Annotated in this window: 20 protein-coding genes; 9 read left to right on the top strand and 11 right to left on the bottom strand. The window is 69.3% G+C overall.

The window, feature by feature from the left end; all coding sequences use genetic code 11:
• Window positions 1-30 precede the first annotated feature (30 nt).
• The 7 genes from R8G01_18015 to R8G01_17985 all read right to left on the bottom strand — a co-directional run bounded on the left by R8G01_18015 (window position 31) and on the right by R8G01_17985 (window position 7004).
• The gene (locus R8G01_18015; protein ID MDW3215899.1) at window positions 31-909 is read right to left on the bottom strand and encodes a GNAT family N-acetyltransferase; all 879 of its coding nucleotides are present in this window, start codon (window positions 907-909) and stop codon (window positions 31-33) included.
• Between the two features lie 146 nt (window positions 910-1055).
• Window positions 1056-2546: a phytoene desaturase family protein gene (gene crtI / locus R8G01_18010; protein MDW3215898.1), complete on the bottom strand. Its 1491-nt coding sequence runs from the start codon at window positions 2544-2546 to the stop codon at window positions 1056-1058.
• Complete coding sequence (locus tag R8G01_18005; GenBank protein MDW3215897.1) at window positions 2546-3601, bottom strand: polyprenyl synthetase family protein; 1056 nt, start codon at window positions 3599-3601, stop codon at window positions 2546-2548. The genes crtI and R8G01_18005 overlap by 1 nt, the downstream gene beginning before the upstream one ends.
• 9 nt (window positions 3602-3610) lie before the next feature.
• Window positions 3611-3856 carry an exodeoxyribonuclease VII small subunit gene (xseB, locus tag R8G01_18000; GenBank protein ID MDW3215896.1) on the bottom strand — a complete coding sequence of 82 codons (246 nt, stop codon included), beginning with the start codon at window positions 3854-3856 and terminating at the stop codon, window positions 3611-3613.
• The gene (gene xseA, locus R8G01_17995; GenBank protein MDW3215895.1) at window positions 3853-5187 is read right to left on the bottom strand and encodes an exodeoxyribonuclease VII large subunit; all 1335 of its coding nucleotides are present in this window, start codon (window positions 5185-5187) and stop codon (window positions 3853-3855) included. Before xseA ends, xseB begins: the two co-directional genes overlap by 4 nt.
• Before the next feature lie 57 nt (window positions 5188-5244).
• Window positions 5245-6561 carry a DNA recombination protein RmuC gene (locus R8G01_17990; protein MDW3215894.1) on the bottom strand — a complete coding sequence of 439 codons (1317 nt, stop codon included), beginning with the start codon at window positions 6559-6561 and terminating at the stop codon, window positions 5245-5247.
• 251 nt (window positions 6562-6812) lie between these two features.
• A complete protein-coding gene (locus R8G01_17985) occupies window positions 6813-7004 on the bottom strand; it encodes a hypothetical protein (protein MDW3215893.1) in 192 nt (63 codons plus the stop codon).
• Window positions 7005-7069: 65 nt separating this feature from the next.
• On the opposite strand from R8G01_17985, the gene R8G01_17980 reads away from it, so the two are divergent.
• Window positions 7070-7726: a DUF2889 domain-containing protein gene (locus R8G01_17980; GenBank protein MDW3215892.1), complete on the top strand. Its 657-nt coding sequence runs from the start codon at window positions 7070-7072 to the stop codon at window positions 7724-7726.
• Window positions 7727-7738: 12 nt separating this feature from the next.
• Here R8G01_17980 and R8G01_17975 read toward each other — a convergent pair whose 3' ends face one another.
• Entirely contained in the window at window positions 7739-8200 is a 462-nt protein-coding gene (locus R8G01_17975; GenBank protein ID MDW3215891.1) for an RDD family protein, read from the bottom strand.
• 177 nt (window positions 8201-8377) lie between these two features.
• Window positions 8378-9337, bottom strand: coding sequence for a hypothetical protein (locus tag R8G01_17970; GenBank protein MDW3215890.1), 960 nt, complete (start codon window positions 9335-9337; stop codon window positions 8378-8380).
• Between the two features lie 18 nt (window positions 9338-9355).
• Between R8G01_17970 and R8G01_17965 the strand changes: the two genes are divergently transcribed.
• The 3 genes from R8G01_17965 (at window position 9356) to R8G01_17955 (ending at window position 12712) form a co-directional block, all read left to right on the top strand.
• Window positions 9356-9952 (top strand): CGNR zinc finger domain-containing protein, encoded by a 597-nt coding sequence (locus tag R8G01_17965; protein MDW3215889.1) that lies wholly within the window; start codon window positions 9356-9358, stop codon window positions 9950-9952.
• Between the two features lie 74 nt (window positions 9953-10026).
• Window positions 10027-10233, top strand: a complete 207-nt coding sequence (locus R8G01_17960) for a hypothetical protein (protein MDW3215888.1) — start codon at window positions 10027-10029, stop codon at window positions 10231-10233.
• A gap of 298 nt (window positions 10234-10531) precedes the next feature.
• On the top strand, window positions 10532-12712 hold the full coding sequence (locus R8G01_17955) for a hypothetical protein (GenBank protein MDW3215887.1): 2181 nt from the start codon (window positions 10532-10534) through the stop codon (window positions 12710-12712).
• Between the two features lie 69 nt (window positions 12713-12781).
• On the opposite strand, the gene R8G01_17950 is transcribed toward R8G01_17955, so the two are convergent.
• Both R8G01_17950 and R8G01_17945 read right to left on the bottom strand, forming a co-directional pair.
• A complete protein-coding gene (locus R8G01_17950) occupies window positions 12782-14323 on the bottom strand; it encodes an acyl-CoA carboxylase subunit beta (protein ID MDW3215886.1) in 1542 nt (513 codons plus the stop codon).
• 58 nt (window positions 14324-14381) lie between these two features.
• Window positions 14382-16598 carry a thiamine pyrophosphate-dependent enzyme gene (locus R8G01_17945; GenBank protein MDW3215885.1) on the bottom strand — a complete coding sequence of 739 codons (2217 nt, stop codon included), beginning with the start codon at window positions 16596-16598 and terminating at the stop codon, window positions 14382-14384.
• 45 nt (window positions 16599-16643) lie between these two features.
• Between R8G01_17945 and R8G01_17940 the strand changes: the two genes are divergently transcribed.
• The 5 genes from R8G01_17940 (at window position 16644) to R8G01_17920 (ending at window position 24573) form a co-directional block, all read left to right on the top strand.
• Entirely contained in the window at window positions 16644-17576 is a 933-nt protein-coding gene (locus R8G01_17940) for a nitrilase-related carbon-nitrogen hydrolase (protein ID MDW3215884.1), read from the top strand.
• Window positions 17569-18681: a hypothetical protein gene (locus R8G01_17935; GenBank protein ID MDW3215883.1), complete on the top strand. Its 1113-nt coding sequence runs from the start codon at window positions 17569-17571 to the stop codon at window positions 18679-18681. Before R8G01_17940 ends, R8G01_17935 begins: the two co-directional genes overlap by 8 nt.
• 66 nt (window positions 18682-18747) lie before the next feature.
• Window positions 18748-19935 (top strand): GNAT family N-acetyltransferase, encoded by a 1188-nt coding sequence (locus tag R8G01_17930; protein ID MDW3215882.1) that lies wholly within the window; start codon window positions 18748-18750, stop codon window positions 19933-19935.
• 66 nt (window positions 19936-20001) lie between these two features.
• Window positions 20002-21840: a hypothetical protein gene (locus R8G01_17925; protein MDW3215881.1), complete on the top strand. Its 1839-nt coding sequence runs from the start codon at window positions 20002-20004 to the stop codon at window positions 21838-21840.
• Between the two features lie 114 nt (window positions 21841-21954).
• Window positions 21955-24573, top strand: coding sequence for a molybdopterin cofactor-binding domain-containing protein (locus R8G01_17920; protein ID MDW3215880.1), 2619 nt, complete (start codon window positions 21955-21957; stop codon window positions 24571-24573).
• Window positions 24574-24706: the final 133 nt, after the last annotated feature.

The following is a 24706-nucleotide window of genomic DNA, read 5'->3' as shown; positions in this document are numbered from 1 at the left end:
GAGCGACCGTCGGCGCTGGCGATCGCGACGTCACGCGATCGAAAAACCGCGTCGGAGTGGGATCGCGACCCGCTCCTCGTCGAAGCCCAGTGACCGGTAGAGCCCCCGTGCACCCTCGTTTCCGACGCGGACGGTGAGTCCGATGTCGGTCACGTCGAGGCGGCGCAGCTCGGCCACCCCGGCACGAACCAGGACGGCGCCGAGACCGTTCCGGCGGGCGGTCGGTTCCACGCCGAGATAGTCGATGTACCCGGAACCGTCGGCCTGGCGTTCGACGGCGATGTAGCCGACGACCTCGTCGTCGGATTCGATCACGAGGCGGCGGTGAATGTCGTCGTGGCCGGTGACCAGCGCGCGGCCGGTCGTGTGGGTGCCGGGGAACATCTGCTCGTGGAGCCGGGCGACGACGTCGTGGTCGACGTCGGTGACTTCGCGAACCGTTGCCGACCCCGGCTCGGGGTCGAGGTCGACGTCGAGCCGGAGCACCGCCGAACCCTCCTCCTCGGCGAACCCCTCCGACTGCGCCCAGGCGCGGCACCGCTCGAAGCGGGCATCGACCGCGATCTCCTCCTCGTCGACCTCGGCCGACAGTTGTCGGCGCCCGGCCGCGAGCAGTGCGGTGGCGATCGGCTCCCACTCGTCGTCCGCGTCAGCGGCGACGAACGGACCCAGCCACCAGACACGGCCCATCTCGGGGTCGACGTCGCCGACCATCCAACCGATCACGTGGTCGCCGTCGACCACCACCGCCGACACGTCGCTCCAGGTCGCCTCGGCGAGCTCCGCGAGGATGCCGGGCGCATCGAGACCAAAGAAGATCACATGCGTCTCCGGGCACCGCTGGAGCGACTCGGCGAGCTCGGCGAGCGCAGGCAGTTCGTGTTCGGCGGCGATCGTGCGGGTGTCCACGACGAGATTGTGACACCATCGCCCGGGCGGTCACGCCTGGCTTTCGACCGTGGCCTCGGCCACGTCGACCAGGCCCCGACGCGAGCGGCGGGCGGATGATCGAGGTCGTCCGGACGATCAGGCGTGATCGGGACGCGGGCTGCCGCTCACCACTTCACCGTCGACGTGTCCCGGGCATAGCGTTCGACCCGTTCGGCGGCGAGCTTTCCCGACAGGAGCACCATCGGGACACCGACGCCCGGCAACGTGGACGCCCCGGCGAAGAACAGGCCCGGAACCCGCTCGTCGTGATTGGCGGGACGCAACGGACCGGTCTGCCGCCAGGTGTGGGCGAGCGCGAACGGGGTCCCCCGCTCGAGCCCCTGGCGTTCCCACTCGAGCGGCCCGATGACGCGTTCGACGCGGACGTCGTCGACCGGATAGCCCGCATCGGCCACGCGACGGCGGAGACGATCGGTGATGCGCTCACCGTCGCGCACCCAGTCGACCTTGCCGTCGAGGTTCGGCACCGGTTCGACCGCGGACAACGTCGACGAGCCGGCGGGAGCGCGCGAGGCATCACCGATCGACGGGATGCTCACGAGCATCGACGGTTCGGACATCGGTCGTCCGCGCCGGGTGACGTCGTCGAACGCCTCGCCCCACCCTGCGCCGAAGTGCAGGTTGTGGAGTGCGGCGCCTGGCGGTGGAGCCCCGGCGACGCCTGCCGACCAGACCACGCACGACGGCGAATAGGTGCCGCGACGGGCAACGCGCGGCGCATCGACGCCACCGATCAGCGTGCGGTACGCAACCGGCAGATCGGCGTTGCAGACGACCGCATCGGCAGGCCGACGCTCGCCGTTGCCGAGCTCGATCCCGCTCGTGGCGCCGGCCCCGTCGCGCAGGATGCGGGCGACCGTGGACTCGTATTCGAAGGTGGCACCGGCCTGGCCGATCACTTTCGCCAGCGCCGCCGCCGCCTGGTGCATGCCACCGTCGACCGAGTACACGCCGGCGACGGCGTCCATGTACGTCGTGACCGCGTAGAGCGCGAGCGCACGGTGCGGGGCCACACCGACAGCCATCGACTGGAAGCTGAAGACCCGTCGGAGGCGGTCGTCTTCGAAGAACGACGCGACCTTCCGATCGAGGCGGCGGAACCCCCCGGCCCTGACCAGATCGATCACCGCTCGCCACGGGCGGAGCGCACCCGTCAACGAGTCGTAGTTCGTGTCGATGAAGTTCGGCATCTGCAGCTCGTACAGATCGGTGACCCAGTCGCAGAACTCGTTGAACACGCCGGCTTCACGGTCGCCGGCGAACTCCCTGACCTCCTGGGTCATCGCTGCCCGGCCGGGGCGCACACGCAACTCCGAGCCATCGGCGAACACCGCTCGGTAGATCGGATCGGCCGGTCGGATGGTCACGTGGTCGGACATCGACGCACCGACGGCGCCGAACGCGTCTTCGAGCAGCTGCGGCATCGTGAACACCGTCGGACCGAGGTCGAGCGAGAAACCCCGTTCGGCGGCGCCGGCCGCTCGCCCGCCAGCTCGCTCGGAACGCTCGACGACGTGCACCTCGTGACCCGCTGCCACGAGATGGGCCGCAGCGGCAAGGCCGCCGAAACCGGCCCCGATGACGACGACGCGCATCAGTTGACTCGGTGGCTCACGAACGACGCCAACTCGACGAGTTCGGCACGCGCTGTCGCGTCGATGTCGGCACGCTCGATCGCCCCGATCGCCTCGGCGGTGCGCGACGAGATGGTGCGTTCGAGGTCGGCAAGCGCCCCGGTGTCGATGATCACCTGCTGGATCGACGCCACATCGTCATCGGTGAGACCCGGGCGTCCGACACCGGCGAGCACCGCCCGCTGGTCGGGTGTCGCGGCCTCGATCGCGCGAGCCAACAACGGCGTCGGCTTGCCCTCGCGGAGGTCACCGCCGACCGGCTTGCCCGTCGACGCGGTGTCGCCGAATGCTCCCATGACGTCGTCGCGCATCTGGAACGCGTCGCCCAACGGCAGCCCGTAGGCGCTGAGGGTCTCGCCCAACTCGTCGAGTCCCGAGGGCGAGGCGAGCGCGGCACCGAGGTGGAGCGGGCGCTCGATCGTGTACTTGCCCGACTTGTAGCGGCAGATCCGTTCGGCCTGTGCGACGTCGCGCACGCCGCGCACCGAACCGAGGATGTCAAGGACCTGGCCGACGTTGAGTTCGATCCGGAGCTCGTTCCAGATCCGCCATGCGGCCGGACCGGCGTCGGCGAGCAGGCGATCCGCGTAGACGAACGCCAGGTCGCCGATCAGGATCGCGACACCCTCACCGAATCGACGGGACTCCCCCGCCCATCCGGCACTCCGATGCTGTTCGGCGAACACCACGTGGGTGGTCGGCTCGCCGCGCCGGCTGGCGGCGTCGTCCATCACGTCGTCGTGGAACAGCGCAAACGCGTGCATGAGTTCGAATGCCGCACCCGCGTCGGCGACGATCTGGTCGTCGGGGTCACCGCCGGCGGCGGCGTAGCCCCAATGGCAGAACGCCGGCCGGAGTCGCTTCCCACCGCTCAGGACCAGCCGGGAGATCTCGGCCATCGGCTCGCGCAGGTCGGCGTCGAGTTCGACCCAACGCTGCAGTTCGGGGACCAGCACCTCGTCGAGTCGCGCCGTGACGCGATCGGCGATGCGTCGAAGGCTGGCGGGCGCAGGCACGAGGTGAGGCTAGGTCGGTTCGTCGTCGAGCGGGACGCTCGATCCGTCGAGATCGGCGATCACCTGGTCGATGCGGAGCCGAGCGTTCCCGATCCGGTCGCGACAGAGGGCGATCAGGTCGGCGGCGCGGGCGACGCGGTCGGCCAGACGATCGACGTCGACGTCGGAGCCCTCGAGCTCCCGGAGGATGCCGTCGAGTTCACCGAGCGCATCGGCATAACCGGTCGTGGGGGTGTCGTCGTGCTCGGTCGTCATGATTTCTCGATTCGGCTCGTGAGGGTACCGTCGGCCACCTGGGTCGTGACGATGCCACCGTGTTCGACCTGTTCGACCGAGCGGACCACACCGCCGTCGGCGTCACGGGTGATGCTCCACCCTCGCCGGAGCAGGTTCACCGGGTCGAGCAGCGCCACTCGCGCCTCGATCGACTCGAGGTGCCGGAGTTCACCGGCGAGCGAGGCGGGCGTTCGCTCGACGATGCGGTCGGCCCGACGGTCGATCGCGGCGTCGGCCTGACGAAGCTGTTGGCCCGGCGCCAGCCGGAGACGCCCGACCCGTGTGGTCAGCCGCTCGTCGGCCCGCTCGACGGCGGCATGCGTGTTGCGGGCCACCCGGTGGGCTCGGTCGGAGAGGCGGCCGTGGGCGTCGGACAGGTCGCGGCGGGCGGTGTCGGCGATCGCGGCCCACCGCTGCTCGGTGTGGTCACGGTAGGCGCCGACGCGTTCGATGAGGGCTCCGGCGCAGGCCGTCGGTGTCTTGAGCGCCGTGTGGGCGACCTCGTCGGCGACGCTCCGGTCGACCTCGTGCCCGAGCCCGGTGAGCACGGGCAGCGGACTGGTGGCGATCGCCAGGGCGATCGCCTCGGCGTCGAACGTCGAGAGTTCGTTGCGGGCTCCACCACCGCGGATGACGACGACGGTGTCGAGGTCGCGCCGCGCCGCCAAGGTGCGGATCGCCGCCGACACCGACTCGACGGCCCATTCGCCCTGGACCCGTGAGTCGCACACCCGGAGATGGAACCCGAGCCCGCTCCGGTCGATCTCGTCGTGGAAGTCGTGCCAGGCCGCGGTCCCGACGCTGGCGACGACGCCGACCCGCAACGGCACCGGCGAGAGCGAGTGCCGACGGTTGGCATCGAACAGCCCGGTCGCCACCAGGCGACGGATCACCTGGTCGCGCGCCTGGGAGAGTTCGCCCAGCGTGAACCGCGGGTCGATCCCGGCCATCTTGAGACCGAGTCGACCGTTGGGGGCGTAGTAGTCGAGGTGGCCGAAGATCCTGACCTTCATGCCGTTGGTGAGTTCGAGCCGATGCTTCTTGAGCAGCGGGGTCAGGTTGCGCTTCATCGGCGCGAACAACGAGACGTTCAGGACCGCCTTGCCGGCGTCGCCGTGCTCGACCAACGCAAAGTACGTGTGCGGCCCGCTGTTGCGCAGACCGTCGATCTCGCCGCGCACCCACACCCCGTCGGAGAAACCGCGGCGGAACTGGTCGTTGATCGCCTCGGCCAGCTCCCCGACCGAGTAGGTCGGGTTGACCGGATCGTCGATCGGCTCGTCGCCGAAGTCGAAGGCTGGCTGACTCATCGCAGTGATTGTGCCACCGAACTCGCGCCCGCCGGTCGGTGGGGTACCACCGGCGGGTCAGGCGCCGAGGCGGCGCACGTTGGCGGGGGTGGCGTCGTCGGACTCACCGTCGTCGTCGCCCACGTGGGGGAACAGCTCACCGTCGATGGGCAGGTTGCGCTCGCGGCGGACCGCTTCGAGCTGCTGCAGCGGCTTCTCGAGCTGCCGCTTGCGGGTCCCGACGAGATCGTCGAACTGACGGTCGAGTCGATCGAAGCTCGACTTCACCTTGTCGAGCTGTTCGCTGTACTTCTGCCACTGATTGCCGAACTTGCCGATCAGCGCCAGGATCTGGTCGCTGGTCTGCTCGATCACGAAGTTGTCGTACGCCTGGCGGATGACCCCGAGGAACGCGAAGAGCGTGAGGGGCGAACACATCACGACCCGCTGCCCCATCGCGTCGTCGATCAGGCTCGGATCACCTTCGTGGATGAAACCCGTCAATTGTTCGTTCGGCAGGAACAGCAGGACGTAGTCGACCGACGACCGTGCCGATTCGCGGGCGTAGTCGCGCTTGGCGAGCTCTTTGACCCGCGCCCGCACGTCGCGCAGGAACGCCGCACGGTGCGCCTGGCGTTCGGCGTCGGTGTCGGCGTCGAGGTACCGCAGGTACCCGGCCATCGGGAACTTGACGTCCATGTAGAGCTCGTGGCCCTTCGGCAGCGGGAAGGTGAAGTCGGGCCGGCCCGTGGCGCCCTCGAGCTGCGTCTGCTTCTGGTAGTTGACGTTCTCGACGAACCCGGCGAGCCGCAGGACGTCTTCGGCCATCCGTTCGCCCCACTGGCCGCGGGCCGTCGGGCTGGCCATCGCCTCGCGCAGCGCCTGCGCCGACTCGGACAGGGTCTGGGTGATCTCGGCGTGGCTCCGCAGCGACTGGTCGACCTGGCCGAACTTCTGCGCACTGGTGGTGGCGAGCTGCGTCACCATCGTGCCGAGCTTCTGCAACTCGGTGCGCATCTCGGCCTGGACCTGGTCGAGTCGGCTGTCGATGACGTCTTTCTTGGCCGTCAGCTCGGCGGACGAGGCCTCACGCGCCTGCTGCGCCGCCGAACCGAGGTGCTCGCGCTGCAGCACGGCCGCCTGGTTGAGCGCGGCGTGCACGGCGGCGTCGCGATCGGCCGCCGTCTGGGTGCGCATCTCGGCGAGCGCTGCGGAGATCGCCTCGTGCACGACCTGGTCGAAGGGCACCTCGGGCACATCGGGCTCCGTGGAATCGGGCGGCTCGTCGGCGGCGGGAACCATCGCTTCGTACCGCCGCCGAGTGAACTCGACCGCGGCGAGCGCGGTGGCGACCCCGACCCCGACCACGAGCACGGCGACCAACAAGATGTCCATGCCCCCATGATGACCACAGGGTGTCACACGGTTCGCGGACCCACCCTGACCAGGCACGACGCGCCCTGAACGACGCGCCCTGCACGACGTCACCGGCTCGGATGCCGACCCGATCGGACGGTCAGCAGCAGAATCCGGACGCAGCCGTTGCCGTCGTGATCGCCGGGGTGGGTGGCCCGCTGGTCGCTCGCGTCCGACGCGCCGCAGGATTGCTCAGGTGCGGGCCACGCGCGTCCACACCACCGACGGTGTCAGTTCCAGGGGCGGGCGGCCGGAGCGAAACGATCGCGCTGCCACCATCGGCCGCTGAACCGCCAGGCGGCGGAGCGGTCGCGAAGGCCGCTCACCGGCGCGGCCGGCTTCGGCCACAGCGCCTCGACGGCCGCCATGATCGCGACGGCTTCCTCGTCGGTCGGTGCCGGTGAGATCTCGGTGTTGCCCACGTCGACGACGCTAGTCCACGGCGCTCGCTGAGGCGCGACCGCCGACCCTCTGCTTACATCGGGGCGTGGACCTGTTCGACACCGACTCGATTCTCGACGCCGACCCCCCTGGCATGCCGATCCTGCACGATCGTGAGTACCGGGTCCGGGCCTACCGCAAGGCGGCGGATCGCATCATCATCCGTGGGGCCGTGCGTGATCAGAAGCCGCCGGGGTTGTGCCTCGCCGACGACCCGGATCCGCTCACGATCCACCACATGCAACTCGACCTGGAGATCGCCTTCCCCACGCTCGAGATCGTCGATGCGGGCGTCCTGTTCGAGACCCATCCGATGACCGGCTGTCCGACGATCACCGAGCACTACCGCGAACTGATCGGGCTCTCGATCGCCCGCGGCTTCACCCACAAGGTGCGCGAACTCTTCGGCGGACCGCGCGGCTGCACCCATACGACCGCGCTGCTGCAGGCGATGGCGCCCGTGGCGATGCAGTGTTTCTGGTCGATGCGCGCCGCGTCGGCTCGGGAGCGTGGCGTCGAGGGCGGCGTGGGACCGGCCGGCAACGACGACAGCTGGCGCCTGAACATCGGGACGTGCCACATGTGGGCCGAGGACGGCGAGCACGTCGCCGAGTTGGAGGCCGGCAAGCCGTTCGGCGTGCCTGTCTTCCTCCAACGCCGGCTCGAAGAACTCGGCGTCGACTCGACGACCTGGGCTCGCTGACCCGCGGTCCGACTACTTCCTCACGGCTCGCGTCTGCACGATCATGTCGTGGAACGTGCGGTTCTCACTGTCCCACAGCGGCCAGAGATAACCCAGGTAACACGGCAGACCACTCAGGTACCGAGCGAAGAATCGCCCGATCGATCTCCCCATCGAGATGTTGCCGCCGGTGCGGGCGTCGATGATGCGGTAGCCGGTGGCGCTCATGCCGATGCTCGAACCCGTGCGGCTCACGCGCCGGCAGTAGAAGATCAGGTAGCCGATGATGCCGACCAGGTACAACAGCACGGCGAGGCCGATCGTGCCACCGGTCGGCTCCTCGTAGAACCCGGTGCCGTCGATACCGTTCTCACGGAAGTTGACCTCGGTCGGCCCGGCGACCAGCACGATGACGCCCGGGATCACGAACGGGATCGCGACGAGACCGTCGATGACGAGGGCGCCGACACGCTGCCACCATCCGGCGTAGCTCACCGACCCGACCGAGGCGTCGTAGGCCGGCGGCACATTGCCCGGTGGGGGCGGAGGCGGCGGCGGTGATGGCGACGGCGGCAGATTCCCCGGGGGCGGAGGAGGCGGGGAAGCGGGTGGTGGCGGCGGAACGTTGCTCACCCGGCCACATTGTCAGTTCTCCGTGCCGGGTTCGGGCATTTACTGCCCGGTGCGCTCCTTGCAGCGCTCGAGCATCTCGTCGAGTTGCGCGACGACATCGTCGATCGGCACGTCGATCCGCTGCGCCGCGACGTCCCCGACGGCGACCCAGACCTCGAGGCCGTACTTCCTCGTGGTCTCAGCAACGGCGTGCGGGTCGCACCGATTGACCGAGAACGTGAAGCCGATCGTCGTCTCGTCCTGATCGGTTTCGAGCACTCGTTCGGGCGAACCGGGAGGGACGTCGGCCTCGGCGCCGAACAGCACGGTGCCCTTGACGGCGTCGAACGCGAGCCGATCACTCCCCCGTACCCGACGCACGACGAGTCGTGCCGACATCGTCTCGCCGTCGATCTCGTCGACCTGCAAGTCGAACTCGTTCCCGTCGATCACCTGCCGTTGTGTACAGATCTGGAGCCGGATCTGGTCGAGCGTCGTGGCGTCATCGACCTCCAACGACGTCCGGCGCACCGTCGGATCATCACCCGCGAGGTACGACACGACGAGCTCTGCCTCGACCGGGCTCGAGTCGACGCAGTCCGATACGTCGCCGAACAGCGTCTGCACCGCCACCACCTGGCCGTTCGTCGGAACGACCGTGCGGCGCGATTCGACCGGTGCCGGGGTGAAGTGCCGAGCCACGAGTTGCTTGTCGAGCAGCACGAACTCGACGTCGTCGGGTCGATCGATCCGGATGTTGACCCGGCCGCGGTCGAGCAGGTCGCGGGGATAGCCGAGCGCCGCGACCACGTTCGTCGGCGGTACCCCGTCCGCACGGTCGTTCGCGGTGTCGTCCGCGGTGTCGTCTGCATCGACCGTCGTCGGAGCGTCGGTCGACGTCCGGGGAAGTTCGTCGCCGGCCGCGTCACCCGGCCCGTCCGACCCACATCCGGCGGCCGGCAGCATCGCCACCAGCACGGCGATCGTGGCCGGCCAGACGCATCGCCATGTAACTGTCATTCTGGTTATGATAGTTACATGGCAGCGGGACATCCAGTCGACGCGCGGGGCAGGACGCTCCCTGATTCCGCCTGGCCGGCCGATCGCCATGCGCCGCGGGGCCTCGAGTTCGTCCGCCGGTTCTGCAACACCACCAATCTCGAATCGGGCGCCGATCGGCTCGCCGACGTCGACGACTTCGACGATTGGCTCCGAGCCCAGGGCCGCGCCGCTATCGCCGCCACCATGGCCGAGCGCGCCCGGCTCGCCGAGGTACGCGAACTCGTTCGTGACGCGACCATCGCCCACCGAGACGGCGAACCCGACGACGAGGCGACCACCGCGCTGGCCCGGCGATGCGCGTCCGTGTCTTTCCGGTTCGGACCCCGCGGCGACGGGGTTCCCATGCAAGCTGCAGCAGCTCCCGGCACGACCGAACACCTGGTCGCGCAGGTGCTGCTCGGCATCGCCGACGCCGTCGACGACGGCACGTGGTACCGCCTCAAGGCATGCGCCCATTGCCGCTGGGTGGTCTACGACACCAGCAAGAACCGTTCGATGCGATGGTGCTCGATGTCCGCCTGCGGTGGCCGCTCGAAGGTGCGACGACACCGAGAGCGCCGGCGCCCGGTCTGACAGCGGTCGCTGCGACGGCGATCAACCGCGCCGCAGCCGTTTGAGCCGCCTGTCGACCGGGCACGCCCCTGTTCATGACGACGCGATCCCGACCCAAGCGACCGTTGACGACATGGCTCGTCCCGACGCTGCTCGCCGTCGCCGCCACCGGTGCGCTGACCGCTTGCGGCGACGACAGCCCCGAGCGACCCGGTGCCCCACTGGAGGTCGACGGCGAATCACCGACGATCACCGATCCCGGCGGTGTCGCCAACGACCTGACCGACCTCACCGAGGACTAGCGCCCGCGCGAGGAGCGCGTTCGACCGGACGTCCAGACCGCAACTCGGGCCCGTGGCCGACGGTAGGTGATGGGTGGGGGTCGAGGAGGCACGTTGTGTCAGAGTTTCCGCCGTGCGCCATCGGACCATCAGATCAGTCCTGTCTCGGCTCGCCACGGTCGTGGTCGTGGTCGTTTCGTCGTCGGTGGTGATCGGGGGGACTGCGATCGGTGGTCCGTCTGTGTTGCCGCCGACGGATGAACCGGTGTGGTTCACGCCACTCGTACCGGCGAGGTTGCTCGACACTCGGCCAGGTGAGGTGACCGTGGATGGCCTCGGGCTTCCCGGCGGACCGATCGGGACGAACGACACGGTCGAACTGGTGGTGACGGGTCGCGGTGGTGTTCCGGCGGCCAGCGTTGCGGCCGTTGTCCTCAACGTGACGGCGACCGGCCCGACGGCACCGTCGTTCCTGACCGCATGGCCGACCGGGGAGGCTCGGCCTGAGGCTTCGAACGTCAACTTCGTTCCCGGCCAATCGGTTCCGAACCTGGTCGTCGCCAAGGTGGGCACGGGCGGCAAGGTGTCGATCTTCAATCGTTTCGGCACTGTCGATGTGGTTGTTGATGTCGCGGGGTATTTCCCGGAAACCGATGGGTTCGAGCCGCTCATTCCGGCGCGTCTGCTCGACACCCGGCCGGGAACGACGACCATTGACGGACGTGAGCTGCCGGGGAATCCGATCGGCGCGGCGGGTCGGTTCGATCTGGGCGTGCTCGGTCGGGGTGGTGTGCCCGCTTCCGGTGTCGATGCAGTGGTGCTCAACGTGGCGGTCACGAATCCGACATCGCCGTCGTTCATCACGGTGTGGCCCGCCGGCCAGACGAGACCGGTGGCGTCGAACCTGAACACAGCTCCGGGCGAGACCCGGGCAAACCTCGTCATCGCGAAGGTGGGGACGGACGGAAAGGTGTCGATCTTCAATCTGGCTGGCTCGGTCGACGTGATCGTCGATGTTGCCGGATACTTCACAACTGGGGGCACCTTTGTCCCCTTGCAGCCCGCCCGGCTGCTCGAGACTCGGCCCGGCGAGTCCGTGACGCCGGGCGGGACGAACCGGGGCATGCCGGTCGGGCAGGGCGACGAGCTCGAGTTTCCGGTGCTCGGCATCGGTGGTGTGCCGCTGACGGGTGTCAGTTCGGTGGTGTTGAACGTGACGGCAGTCGGAGCCGATGCTCCTTCGTTCCTGACGGTGTGGCCGTACGGCAGTCAACGACCGGAGACGTCAAATCTCAACATGCGCGGTGGCGGCCACACGGTGCCGAACCTCGTGATCGCCAAACTCGGCGCCGGCGGCAAGGTGAGCATCTACAACCTTGCCGGGAACCCTGACGTCGTCGTCGACGTCGCCGGCTATTTCGTGGAAGAACCAGCAGCCATCCGCTCGGTCGTCGCGGACGCTCGCGGAACGTGTTCGATCGACTCGCTCGGCCGCGTGTCGTGTTGGGGTTCGAACCCGCAGGACGAGTTTGCCTTCCAGGGCCTGGCGACACCGCCGTCACGTTTCGCTCCATACCCGCTCGGCATCTTCGACGACGCTGTCGATGTTGCCATCGACTGGACCCACACGTGCTTCCTGCGCAGCGACGGCACCGTCTGGTGTCGGGGCGGAGGCGGCGTCATACCTGTGCTCGGCGATGGCCAGACCGATGTGCGCTGGATAGCCATCCAGGTGCCTGGGCTCGATGACGTCGTCGACGTCGAAACCGGGTACCTGAACACGTGCGCGCTGCGGTCTGTCGGAACGGTGCACTGCTGGGGGGCCGGTTTCGGTGCCGGAACTCTTGCGACGCCAACCCAGATCGCCGGACTTTCCGACATCGCGGAGATCGAGGTGGCCGACGAGTACGCATGCGCTCGACGGTCCGACGGTCGCGTCCTGTGCTGGGGAGGGATGGGCAGCACCGGTGTTCTCGGAGACGGCTCCGGCACCGACTCCGAGGCACCGCGTCTCGTCGCCGGCCTGACCGACGCCACCTCCATCTCACTCGGCTCGCTCCGAGGCTGCGCCGTTCGCACCAACTCCCAGGCAGCGTGCTGGGGAAACTCGATGCTCGGCAACGGAACCACAGGACGATCGTTGACGCCCGTCGATGTCAAGGACGCAACGACCGGCGAGCCAGCCGAAGAGATCACCGAGATCGCCGGAGGTGACGACTGGGCGTGCGCACTGCGCACCGACCAGAACCTCTACTGCTGGGGGTCCCAATCGGCCGCGACTGCCGGGCTGGCCCCATCCACATCAGCCGACACGACCCAGATCGCCGGTCCGGTCCACGGTCTTGCTCCGGTCACCTCGATCAGCGGCGGCCGGTTCCACGCCTGCGTCACCACGACCGACCACGACATCATGTGCTGGGGCTTCAACGAGTCCGGACAGGTCGGCGACGGCACGAATCAAGTACAACCAACACCGACGCTCGTCATCGACAGCCCTTGACCAGGCTGCCGGCGACGACGTCACCGATCCTGCGATCCACCGATGGGCCGATCGGACGGCCTCGGCGGATCAGAGTGGGACGTTGCCGTGCTTGCGCTGCGGCAGGTCTTCGCGCTTCGAGCGCAGCACCCGCAGACCGGCGACGACCTTGCGGCGTGTCTCGGCCGGGTCGATCACGTCGTCGACGAAGCCACGCTCGGCGGCTGCGTAGGGGTTGGCGTACTTCTCGCTGTACTCGGCGACGAGTTCGGCGCGGCGGGCAACCGGGTCGGCCGCCTGCTGCAGTTCGCGGCGATAGACGATCTCGACCGCGCCCTGCGGACCCATCACCGCGAGTTCGGCCGATGGCCACGCGAAGGAGAGGTCGGAACCGATCGACTTCGAGTCCATGACCACGTACGCGCCGCCGTACGCCTTGCGGGTGATGATCGAGATGCGCGGGACGGTGGCCTCGCAGTACGCGTAGAGCAGCTTGGCGCCGTGCCGGATGATGCCGCCGTACTCCTGGTCGACGCCCGGCAGGAAGCCCGGCACGTCGATGAAGGTGAGGATCGGGATGTTGAACGCGTCGCACGTGCGCACGAAGCGCGCCGCCTTCTCGGCCGACTCGATGTCGAGCACGCCGGCGAGGATCATCGGCTGGTTGCCGACCACACCGACGGGCTGACCGTCGACGCGGGCGAACCCGCACAGGATCGACTTGGCCCAGTGCGGGAAGTACTCGAAGAACTCGGCGTCGTCGACCACCGACTTGATCACGGCGTGCATGTCGTACGGCAGGTTCGGGCTGTCGGGGAGGATGTCGGTCAGCTCGGGACACAGCCGCTCGGGATCGTCGGTCGGCTCCTCCACCGGCGGTTGTTCGAGGTTGTTCGCCGGCAGGAACGACAGCAGGAACCGAACGTCGTCGAGGCACGCCTTCTCGTCGTCGGCCACGAACGTCGCCACACCCGACTTGGACGCGTGCGACATCGCGCCGCCGAGCTCTTCGAGCGTGACCTCCTCACCCGTGACCGTCTTCACGACGTCGGGCCCGGTGATGAACATGTGCGACGACTCGCGGACCATGAAGATGAAGTCGGTCATCGCCGGCGAGTACACGGCGCCACCGGCGCACGGCCCGAGGATCACCGAGATCTGCGGGATCACGCCCGATGCCTGCACGTTGCGGCGGAAGATCCCGCCGTAGCTGGCGAGGCTGACCACGCCCTCCTGGATCCGGGCGCCCGCGCCGTCGTTCAGACCGATCAGCGGTGCACCGGTCTTCAGCGAGAGATCCATCAACTTGTGGATCTTCTCGGCGAACACCTCGCCGAGCGCTCCACCGAACACGGTGAAGTCCTGCGAGAACACGAACACCTTCCGGCCGTCGACGGTGCCCCAGCCGGTGATCACACCGTCGGTGTACGGCCGCTCACCGAGCCCGGCTTCGTGGGCACGGTGGCGGGCGAGCATGTCGAGCTCGTGAAAGCTGCCGTCGTCGAGGAAGTACTCGATCCGCTCGCGGGCGAGCATCTTGCCCTTGGCGTGCTGCCGCTCGACCGAGCGCTCCGAACCGGCCGCCAGTGCCGCCTCACGGCGTTTCTGGAGGTCGTCGATCTTGTCCTGCATCGAACTCACGGAACAGAACGTAGTGGGTGCGCGGCGCGAGCGAGGCTTCGACCGCCCGTCAGACCGCCAACGCCGACGCAGCGCCGACGATCTCGTCGACGCCGACGAGCACCAGGTTCGCCGCATCGCCGAGCGGGACGAACGAATCGGCGGCGGCCACCCGCCGGATCGGGCCGCCGAAGCCGCCCGCGACGAGTCCGGCGACGATCCCTTCGCCAACGCCGCCGCTGGCGCGGGTCTCGTCGACCACGAGGACGCGTCCCACCTGCCCGGCATGCTCGAGCACCTCGTCGATCGGCATCGGTGCGAGCCACCGCAGGTCGAACACCCGGCACGACACACCATGCTGCGCGAGCTCGCGCGCCGCGCGCAGCGACATCGCCAGACCGTTCGCCCAGGTGACGATCAAGACGTCGTCGCCGTCGCGCACGAGCCGTCCCGACCCGATCGGAACGTGCTCGTCTGCCCATCGGTCGGGTGCCGCGTACTCCGACAGCCACACGCCGTCGCCGGGCTCGTGCAGGTCGCGCTCGTGGTACAGCGCGATCGGCTCGAGGAAGACCGAGACCGTGCCATCGGCGATCGCCGCGGCCACACACGTCCGCAGCATCGGTGCGGCGTCGGACGGATGGGCCGGCGAGGCGATCACCAGCCCAGGGATGTCGCGCAGCGAGGCGATCGCGTTGTCGTTGTGGAAATGGCCGCCGAACCCCTTCTGGTAGGCGTACCCGGCCACACGCACGACGAGCGGGTTGCGGTACTGCCCGTTGGAGAAGAACGACAGGCTGGCAGCCTCGCCGCGCAGCTGGTCGATCGCATTGTGCAGGTACGCCAGATACTGGATCTCCGGGATCGGGATCTGCCCCGACACGCCGGCACCCAAGGCATTGCCGAGGATCGACTGCTCGTCGAGCAGCGTGTCGAACACCCGGGCCGCGCCGAAGCGCTTCTGGAGTCCGCGGGTCACCCCGTACACGCCACCCTTGACCGCGACGTCCTCACCGAACACCAGCGTGTGATCGGTCGACGCCAAGATGTCGGACAGCGATCGGTTGATCGTCTCCGCCAGGGTGAGCGGCCCCTCGGCTTCGGGCACCGTCGCCCCGAACACGTCGGCGCGGACGTCGGGGTTCGCCGCACGACCGGCCACTTCGGCCACCCGCGCGGCGTCGCGAGGCGCGAGCGGCGACATGACCTGGGCGCGCGACCTCAGCGTGCCGTGGGTCGCCATCTCGAGCGCCAATGCCCGGGTTCGTTCGGTGGTCAGGAAGTACTCGCCGATCAACTCGTCGGCGGTCGCGGCACCCGACTCGATCAGGGCACGGGCCGTGCCGAGGATCGGGTCGCGTTCACGGTCCTGCCGGACCGCCGACGCCGTCCGGTAGCCCGATTCGACGTCGGTGCCCGCGTGCCCGAGGAAGCGGACGGTCGCGACGTGCAGCAGCACGGGCCGGCGCGTCCGACGGATGTCGGCGGCGGCCTCGCTCGTCGCCGCGTGGACGGCGGCGGGGTCGCTGCCGTCGACCTGGACGTAGCGCAGACCGCGTCGTCCCGAGAACGCCGCCTCGATCCAACCAGTGGGGGTCGGCACGCTGATCCCGAGCCCGTTGTCCTCGCACACCAGGAGCAGCGGCACCGCGAGTCCGGCGTGCGCCGAGTAGGCCGTGGCGTTGATCGCACCCTGCGCCGTGGAGTGGTTCGCGCTGGCGTCGCCGAACGAGCAGACGGCGAGCGCGTCGGCCGGCCACGGCGACGGGACACCGAGTCGGCGGGATCGTCCGATCGCCAGCGCGATGCCGAGGGCTCGTGGCAGCTGTGACGAGATCGTCGACGTCTGCGGGATCACGGCGAGGTCGGGGTGCCCGAACACCTTGTGGCGACCGCCGGCGATCGGTTCCTCGGTGAGGGCGAGCATGCCGGCGAGGACGTCGCGGACCGGGTCGTGGCCCGGCACCTGTTGCGCCCGGGCACAGTAGAACCCACCCGATCGGTAGTGCAGCAGCGCCGGATCGGTCGGACGGAGCGCGGCGGCGATCGCCGCGTTGCCCTCGTGGCCTGCCGATCCGATCGTGTAGTAGCCGTGCCCGCGACTGCGCAGCCAGCGTGCGACGTGGTCGACCACTCGACTCTGCACCTGGGCGGTGAAGATGCCCCGGAGGCGATCCGGATCGATCCCCGGCTCGCTGCGTGACGGACCTCCCGCCGCTGCGGCGATCCGGTCGACCAGGGTGGTCTCCAACTCGTTGAGCTCGTTCGGACGTCGCTGCGCGATCACAGGTCGCCATGGTACGCCTGCCCGCAGCACGCCAAACTGTGCCCCATGACCCGAACCGTCAAAGTGGCAGCGGCCCAACTCGGCCCGATCCAGCGCGACCACGACCGCGCCGACGTCGTCGACCGACTGCTGGCACTGCTGCGCGACGCCGCCGCGGCGGGCAGCGACCTGGTCGTGTACCCCGAGCTCGCGTTGACGACGTTCTTCCCGCGCTGGTTCGTCGACGACATCACCGAGGCCGACCACTGGTACGAGACGTCGATGCCCAACGACGCGACCCAGCCGCTGTTCGACGAGGCCCGACGCCTGGGCATCGGCTTCTGCCTCGGCTACGCGCTCCTCGAACGCGACGGCGACGCGACCCACCGTTGGAACGTCCAGACGCTCGTCGACGGCAACGGCGAAATCGTCGGCACGTTCAAGAAGGTGCACATCCCCGGCCACGAGGAGCACGAACCCGACCGTCCGTTCCAGCACGCCGAGCGCTACTACTTCGAACCCTCGCCCGACGGGTTCGGCGTGTGGGAGGCGTTCGGGGGACGGGTCGGGATGATGATCTGCAACGACCGGCGCTGGCCCGAGTCGTACCGCGAGATGGGCCTCCAGGGGGTCGAGCTGATCCTCTGCGGATACAACACCCCGCTGCACTACGCGCCCGACCCGAGCCAGAACCCGCTCCAGGGATTCCACAACGCGCTGGTCGCCCAGTCGGGCGCCTACCAGAACGGGACGTTCGTCGTCGTCGTCGCGAAGGGTGGCGTCGAGGAGGGCGTCGACTCGCTGGCCGACACGCTGATCGTGGCGCCGTCCGGCGAGATCCTGGCCCGGTCGATCACGACCGGGGACGAACTCGTGATCGCCGAGTGCGAGCTCGACTGGTGCCGGCAGTACACCGGGACGCTGTTCGACATGGAGCGCTACCGGCGCCCCGAGGTGTACACGCGACTGACGTCGCAGCGCGGGGTACGACTTGAGTGACGGCTGGGAGCGGCCCGCGGTCGACGGTGTCGTGGATGCCCGCGCCGTGGTCGTCGACGTGCCGCTCACGAGCGATGTCGACCAGCAGCGTTCTCCCGACGGGCTCGAGCCGTCCGCGCCGAACTGGCGACGGCTGGTCGGCGTGGCACTGGCGGTCGGGGTGACGCTGGGTGTCGTCGTCGCCGTCGTCCGCCTCGTCGCCGACGATCCCGCGGACTCCGAGCCGTCGCCGGTCGGCGATTCGGCGGCGGGCATCACGACACCGCCGACGCTGCGAGCGCTCGAGACGCTCCCGGCACCCGGAACGGGGACGACCCGGCCCGAAGCGCCCGAAACTCCCACCGGCTCGGTCGTCGCTCCCGTCACGCCGACGGAGCCGGTCGCCGTCCCGACGTATCCGCCGGCGTCGGGCGCCGTCCTGAGCGACGTCGTGGAGTACGACATCGCCGCCGCGGTCGCCAGGCTCGGCGACGACGTCTCCCGCCGCAGCGACACCCGCGTCGAACTCGGCTACGGCGGGTACGTCCTCGACGTGTCGATCGAACGCGATCCCGAGCGAGACCGGTACCGGCTCGTGTTCGAGTCGAGTTCCTACATCGAGGAGGTGATCGTCGACGTCGCGACCGGGACGACCTACATCCAGCCCGGCACCGAGCGCGAGCAACGGATCCGCAACGAACAGATCCTTCCCCCCGGTGTCGACGGCGACATCCACGACTACCTCGACCGATTCCTGCTCGGCCCGCTCCGTCCCGACACGTACGACCCGATGCGGACACGCGGCCGCCAGATCGTGACGATCGACGACGTCGGCGACGCGCGCGAGTTCGTGACACAGATCGCCGGCGACGTGGTGCCGGAGTGGCAGATCTACGCGTTCGGTCCGGTCGGCGAGTTCGTGCCCTCCGACCGCCCGACGTTGCTCGAGTACGCCGTGTACGTCGCCGACTCCGACGAGGACCGGATCGTGCAGGTCGACGGAGTCGCCCTGCTCGGCAACGTGCCCCAACTGATCCGGCACCGACTCACGCAACCCGACGAACCGATCGTCATCGCGCTGCCCGACGAGCCGCCCCTCGAGCCGGTCGCGACGACGCTGCCCTGACATCGCACCGGGACCGCCTGCGAATCCTCGTGGACGCCGGGCCACCCCGCCGTCGAGACTGGTCGGATGGGCCAGATCGACATCCGTGTCCCCACCGACGACGACTTCCCGACGATGCTCCGTTTCGACGGCATCGCTTTCGGCGACCCGTGGCCCGACGACCTGACCGAACTCGCCCGCGCCACGCTCGACCTCGATCGCTTCCGGGTCGCCCACGACGGCGACGACCTCGTCGGGATCGCGGGCAGCTATCGGCAGGAGGTGACCGTTCCGGGCGGCGCTCAAGTGAGCGCCGGTGGCGTGACCTGGGTCGCGGTGGCGCCCACCCATCGTCGGCAGGGCATCCTCACCCGCCTGATGGCCGAACTCCACGACGACATCGACGCCCGCAACGAACCGATCGCGATGCTGACGGCCAGCGAGGGCGGTATCTACGAGCGTTTCGGCTACGGGATCGCCTCGTACCTCAGGGTCACCGAGATCGACCGCCGCCGGACCCAGGTCCGCACCGAGTTCCGTCCCGTCCCCGGTTCGGTGCGTATGACGACGCTCGACGATCCGGCGCTGCCCGGGATCTTCGACCGGTACCGCCGGGCCAAGAACGGCGAGATCGAACGGAACCCGGCCGCCGACGCGCTGGCGAGGAAGCATCACGGCGACGGTGTGTCGGTCGCGCTGCACGCCGACGGCTACGCCGCATGGAAGGTGAAGTCGAACTGGAACGACGGCCATCCGGCCCACGAGCTCACGGTGATCGACCTCGTGGCGATCACACCGGAGGCGCACGCCGCGCTGTGGCACACCGTGCTCTCGGTCGACCTGGTCGGCCCGATCCGCAGCTTCCGGGCAGTGGCCCTCGACGATGCACTGCCGTACATCGTCGACGATCAACGAGCGATCCGCACGACCGAGGTCAACGACATGCTGTGGCTCCACATCCGCGATGCCGGTACCGCGCTCCGGGCACGCACCTACGGCAGCGACGACGTGTTGGTCATCGAGGTCGATCTCGGCGACCGAGCCGAACGGTGGCGGATCGACGGCGATCACCACGGCGCCACGGTGAAGAAGGTGCGGTCGAGGCCCCACCTCCGCATGAACCGTGCAACGCTCGGCGCGATCTATCTCGGAGGCGTCCGACCGAGCCTGCTCGCTCGCGCCGGACGGATCACGGGCGGCGACGGCGACGTGCTACGCCGAGCCGACGCCTTCTTCGCTGCCGACCGGCTCCCCAGCTGCATCACCGGCTTCTGAACATCGAGCCGTCGGTCGGCTGCAAAACAGCCCGTGCCCGTCGACGGCGGCTGATACAACAGGTCGATGAAACACCGGAGTGTCCTGGTCGCCGTGAGCGCCCTGCTGGCGTCGGCCTGCAGCTCCGGCGACACCCCCGCGGCGGAGACCGTCGCACCTGTGCCGTCGACGACCCCCGGAGCACCGGCGAACACCGAACCGCCTCCGACCGGCGCGCCGCCGACCACCGTGGCCGATGACCGCGTCGACGACACATCTGCGTGGGTGCAGCTCGAGCTGCTCCGGGCCGACCCGACGGTCGACGAACTCGATCTGGCGCTGGCCGAGTTCTCCGCGCTGTTCGCACCGGTGCCCGGTGGGCAGGTCGTCGCCGGTGACGACACGATGCTCCCGTCGGCCACCCACGTGCTGGAGGATCTCGACCGACTCCGAGACCGACTCACCCCCGAACAGCAGGCGTTCGTCGACGAGCAGGTCGACGCCGTGTTCGGTGAGGCCGCGATCATCGACGAGTTCACGCTGTACCCCGACGAGTCGGCCGTGCGCGGCTTCCGATCACCGGTGTCGAGCGAGATGCAGCTCGCCGTGCGTTCGGTCGCCGATTCGCTCCGCAGCCTGCTCGGCGGACCGCCGCTGAAGGTCCACGTGGTGGTCGTCGACGGCTCGTCGCTCGGCACCGCCGGCGCGCAGAACCTCAGCCTGGGGCCCGACAGCTCGATCCGGGAGGGCTACGCCGACGACGGACTCGACATCGACTGCCAGATGCAGCTCCGCGATCGCGAGACGACCAGCGCCGAGTTCCGCGGCATCATCGTCCACGAACTGGTGCACTGCTGGCACTTCACGCGGATCGGCCTCGACGTCGCCCGCCTGAACGCCACCGACGACTGGATGAAGGAGGGCATCGCCGCCTACGCCGGCGAACTGATCGGTGGCACCACCCGCTTCAGCAGCGAATGGTGGACCGGGTACACCGTGCCGCTGTTCGACATCGACCGGGCGTGGCCGCTGTACTCGCGCACGTACGACGCGATCGGGTTCTGGTCGCGCATCGCCGAGCAGACCGACGTCTGGGACTCGATCCGGGCCGCCGTCGACGCGTCGCCGAACAACGCGGCCATGTTCGACGCCGCGGTCGCCGGCCTCGGTGACGGGGTCAGCTGGTTGGCGGCCGGCACGGTGCAGCAGCCGGCATGGGGTGGCGGGTGGACCGCGACCGGGCCCAACATGCCCGACCGCGCCCGCGGGATGTGCGAGTGTCCCGACGGCACCCCGGCGTTCCCGGAGACGCGGACCCGACCCGGCGACGTCGAACTCACGGCGTCGCTGGTCGGACGTTCCACCGAGAGCACCACGCTGGGCGTGGCGGTCCATCGCTTCGACCCCGACACGGCCGACTGCGAGGAACCGACGCCGACCACCGTCGCGACGACCGAACCGGAGACGGGTGGCAACATGTCGGGCACCTGGCGGGCGCAGCCCGACTCGATCGCGTTCATGTTCGAGCAGGCGTCCGTTTTCGGACCCGAGGCGCCGGCCATCGATGTCGGCGCCGTCACGGGCGACCTGCTGATGACGTTCGACGAGGGCGGCACCGGCACGCTCGAGTACCGGGACGTGACGCTCTTCCTGGTCGATTCACCCCTCTCCGATCTGGCGATCAACGGCGGCGGCACGTTCGACTGGACCGTCGAAGGGGGTCGGACGATCATCTCCGCCACCGAGTACGTCATCTCGGTCGGCTCGTCGGCGCTCGGCGAACCACTGACGATCGGCAGCGACGACCTACCCGGCGGCGGCACCACCGCCCTCGCCGGGGTCCAGGCCGGCGACGAACTGACGATCACGGCCGCCACCGGCAGCGCCGGCGCGGTGTTCTTCCCGATCATCTGGCGTCGTGTGTGACCGGCCGGGCGTGATGCTCGACCGGGCCTGAACGACGTCGCTGCCGCGTGAACGGCGCGTGACGTCGACGGCCGCTGCCTGACAATCCACCCCGTCTTTGACAAACTGTCAAGCGTGACTGATCTCGACGACCGCGCCACCACCGATGGGGCCACCTCACCGCACTCGTTCATCCTGAACGGCACGCCGGTGACCGTTCGCGGTCGACACCCGCACCTGCTGTCGGCGTTGCGCGAGGAGCTCGACGTCACGTCACCGAAGGACGGCTGCTCCCCGTCGGGCCAGTGCGGCTGCTGCACCGTGTTGATCGACGGCAAGGCCGTCGTGTCGTGCCAGCAGTCGTTGGACAAGGTCGAGGGCACCAGCATCGTCACGCTCGAAGGCGTCGCCGAGCCCGAGCGGCAGGCCTTCTCCGACGCCTTCGCCGCGTGCGGCGGCCTCCAGTGCGGCTTCTGCATCCCCGGCATCGTGATGCGGGCCAAGGCGCAGATCGACAAGAAGGGCTCGTCGCTCACCCGCGACGGCATGAAGCCGCATCTCGGCGCCCACCTCTGCCGCTGCACCGGCTACGTCAAGATCCTCGACGCGATCGAATCGGTCGCGCAGGGCACGGCCTGCGCGCCGGCACTGTCGGGCGCGATCGGTGGCGGCGGCGCCAAGTACGAAGCCGCGCCCCTCACCCTCGGCGACCGCGACTACGTCGATGACATCCGGGTGCCCGGCATGCTGCACGCCGCCCTTCGCCTCACCGACCACGCGCGTGCCGAGGTCACCGCGATCGACACCTCCGCCGCCGAGGCGGCCGAGGGTGTCGTGGCGACGTTCACCGCCGCCGACATCGCCGGCGACCTCCGGGTCGGCATCATCTACAAGGACTGGCCGGTCATGATCCCGATCAGCGGGTTCACGTCGTGCCCCGGCGACGTGCTCGCGATCGTGGTCGCCGAGACCCGCGAGCAGGCGCGAGCTGCCGCCGACCTCGTCGACGTCGGTTACGACGTGCTCCCGCCCAACACCGACGCCGATGCCGCGTTGGCCGACGACGCCCCGCTCTCGGTGTGGGGCACCGATTCGAACACGCTGTCGGTCAGCGCGTACCAGCGCGGTGACGCCGTCGACGACGTCCTCGCCGGCAGTGCGTTCACGGTCAGCGAGACGTTCCAGACCCAGCGGATCGAGCATGCGTTCCTCGAGCCGGAGTCGACGCTGGCCGTGCCGACGGGAGAAGGCGACGACCGCACCATGCACGTCTACTCCGGAGGCCAGGGCGTCTGGGACGACCGAAACGACATCGCCACGGTGCTCGGGGTCGACACCACCCGGATCACGGTCGAGTTGGTCTCCAACGGTGGGGCGTTCGGCGGCAAGGAAGACATGAGCAACCAGGCGCATGCGTCGCTGGCGGCGTGGCTGCTCGGCCGGCCGGTCAAGTGCACGCTGTCGCGCGAGGAGAGCTTCCGGATGCACGCCAAGCGGCACCCGATCCGGCTCGAGTACCAGGCGGGCTGCAATGCCGACGGACGACTCACGGGGTTGCGCGTTCGCGGCGTCGGCGACTCGGGCGCCTACGCGAGCGTCGGCATGAAGGTGCTCGAGCGCGCCGCCGGACACGCCTGCGGCCCGTACCGGTGGGAGGCGATCGACATCGAGACCATCGCCGTGCGCACCAACAACCTGGTGTGCGGTGCGTTCCGCGGTTTCGGCGCGAACCAGGCGCAGTTCGCGATGGAGGGTGTCCTCGACCGGCTCGCGGAGCAGGCCGGCATCTCCGGATGGGAGATCCGCAAACGCAACGTGATCAAGCCCGGCGAGGTGTGGGGCCCGGGCCAGATCATGGACGACGGCGCCGCTGGCGCCGAGGCGTGCCTCGACGAGATCAAGGCCACCTACGACGAGGCCCGCGCCGCCGGGCTCGCCGTCGGGCTCGGGCTCGGGCTCAAGAACTCGGGCCTCGGCAACGGGTTCCACGAGAAGTGCGGCGCGGTCGTGCGGTTCCGTTCGGCCGATGACCGCGTCGAGGTCCGCCACGGCTGGACCGAGATGGGCCAGGGCGTGCACACCGTGGCCCTGCAGGTCGCGGCCGAGGAACTCAGCATCGACCCCGACCGGATCGACGTGATCGTCGACACGTCACGTGAACTCGGCTTCGGGCAGACCACGGGATCCCGTGGCACGCTGATGGCGGCCGGTTCGGTGCAGCGGGCCTGCCAGGCCGCGCTCGCCGCCGACTGCGCACCCGACGTGGATCACACCGGTGAGTACGTCGTCGACTGGACGCAGAAGCTCGGTGATCCGAACGTGCCGAACCCGACGATCCACTCGTGCTTCAGCTTCGCGGCGCAGATGGCGGTCGCGAACCGTGAGACCGGCACGATCGAACGAGTCGTCGCCGTGCACGACGTGGGCCGGGCCGTCAATCCGATGCTCGTCGAGGGCCAGATCGAGGGCAGCGTGCACATGGGGCTCGGCTACGCGCTGACCGAAGAGTTCCCGACCGACCCCGAGACCGGGTTCCCGACCAACATGACGCTGCGCTCGCTCGGCATCCTGCGGGCGAAGGACGTGCCCGAGATCGAGGTCCGCATCGTCGAGGTGCCGCAACCCCGGTCGCCGTACGGCATCAAGGGTGTGGGCGAGATCGGTCTGGTGCCCACCGCGCCGGCGGTCGCCGCGGCGCTGCACGAGGTCGACGGCGGATGGCGCACCGTGCTGCCGATGAAGCCGAGCGAGTGATTCGGGTCTCCGACGACGAGCGTCGCCGTCGGATCGCAGCGCGGCACCGGCTCCACCCGGAGGCACGGGTCGATTCGGTGCCCGAGATCGTCGACGGGTTGGTCGCGCTCTCGTCGCGGACCCCGTGCCTCCA

Source organism: Ilumatobacteraceae bacterium (assembly GCA_033344875.1).
Taxonomy (GTDB): domain Bacteria; phylum Actinomycetota; class Acidimicrobiia; order Acidimicrobiales; family Ilumatobacteraceae; genus Ilumatobacter.
This window is presented reverse-complemented; position numbering and strand designations above follow the sequence as displayed.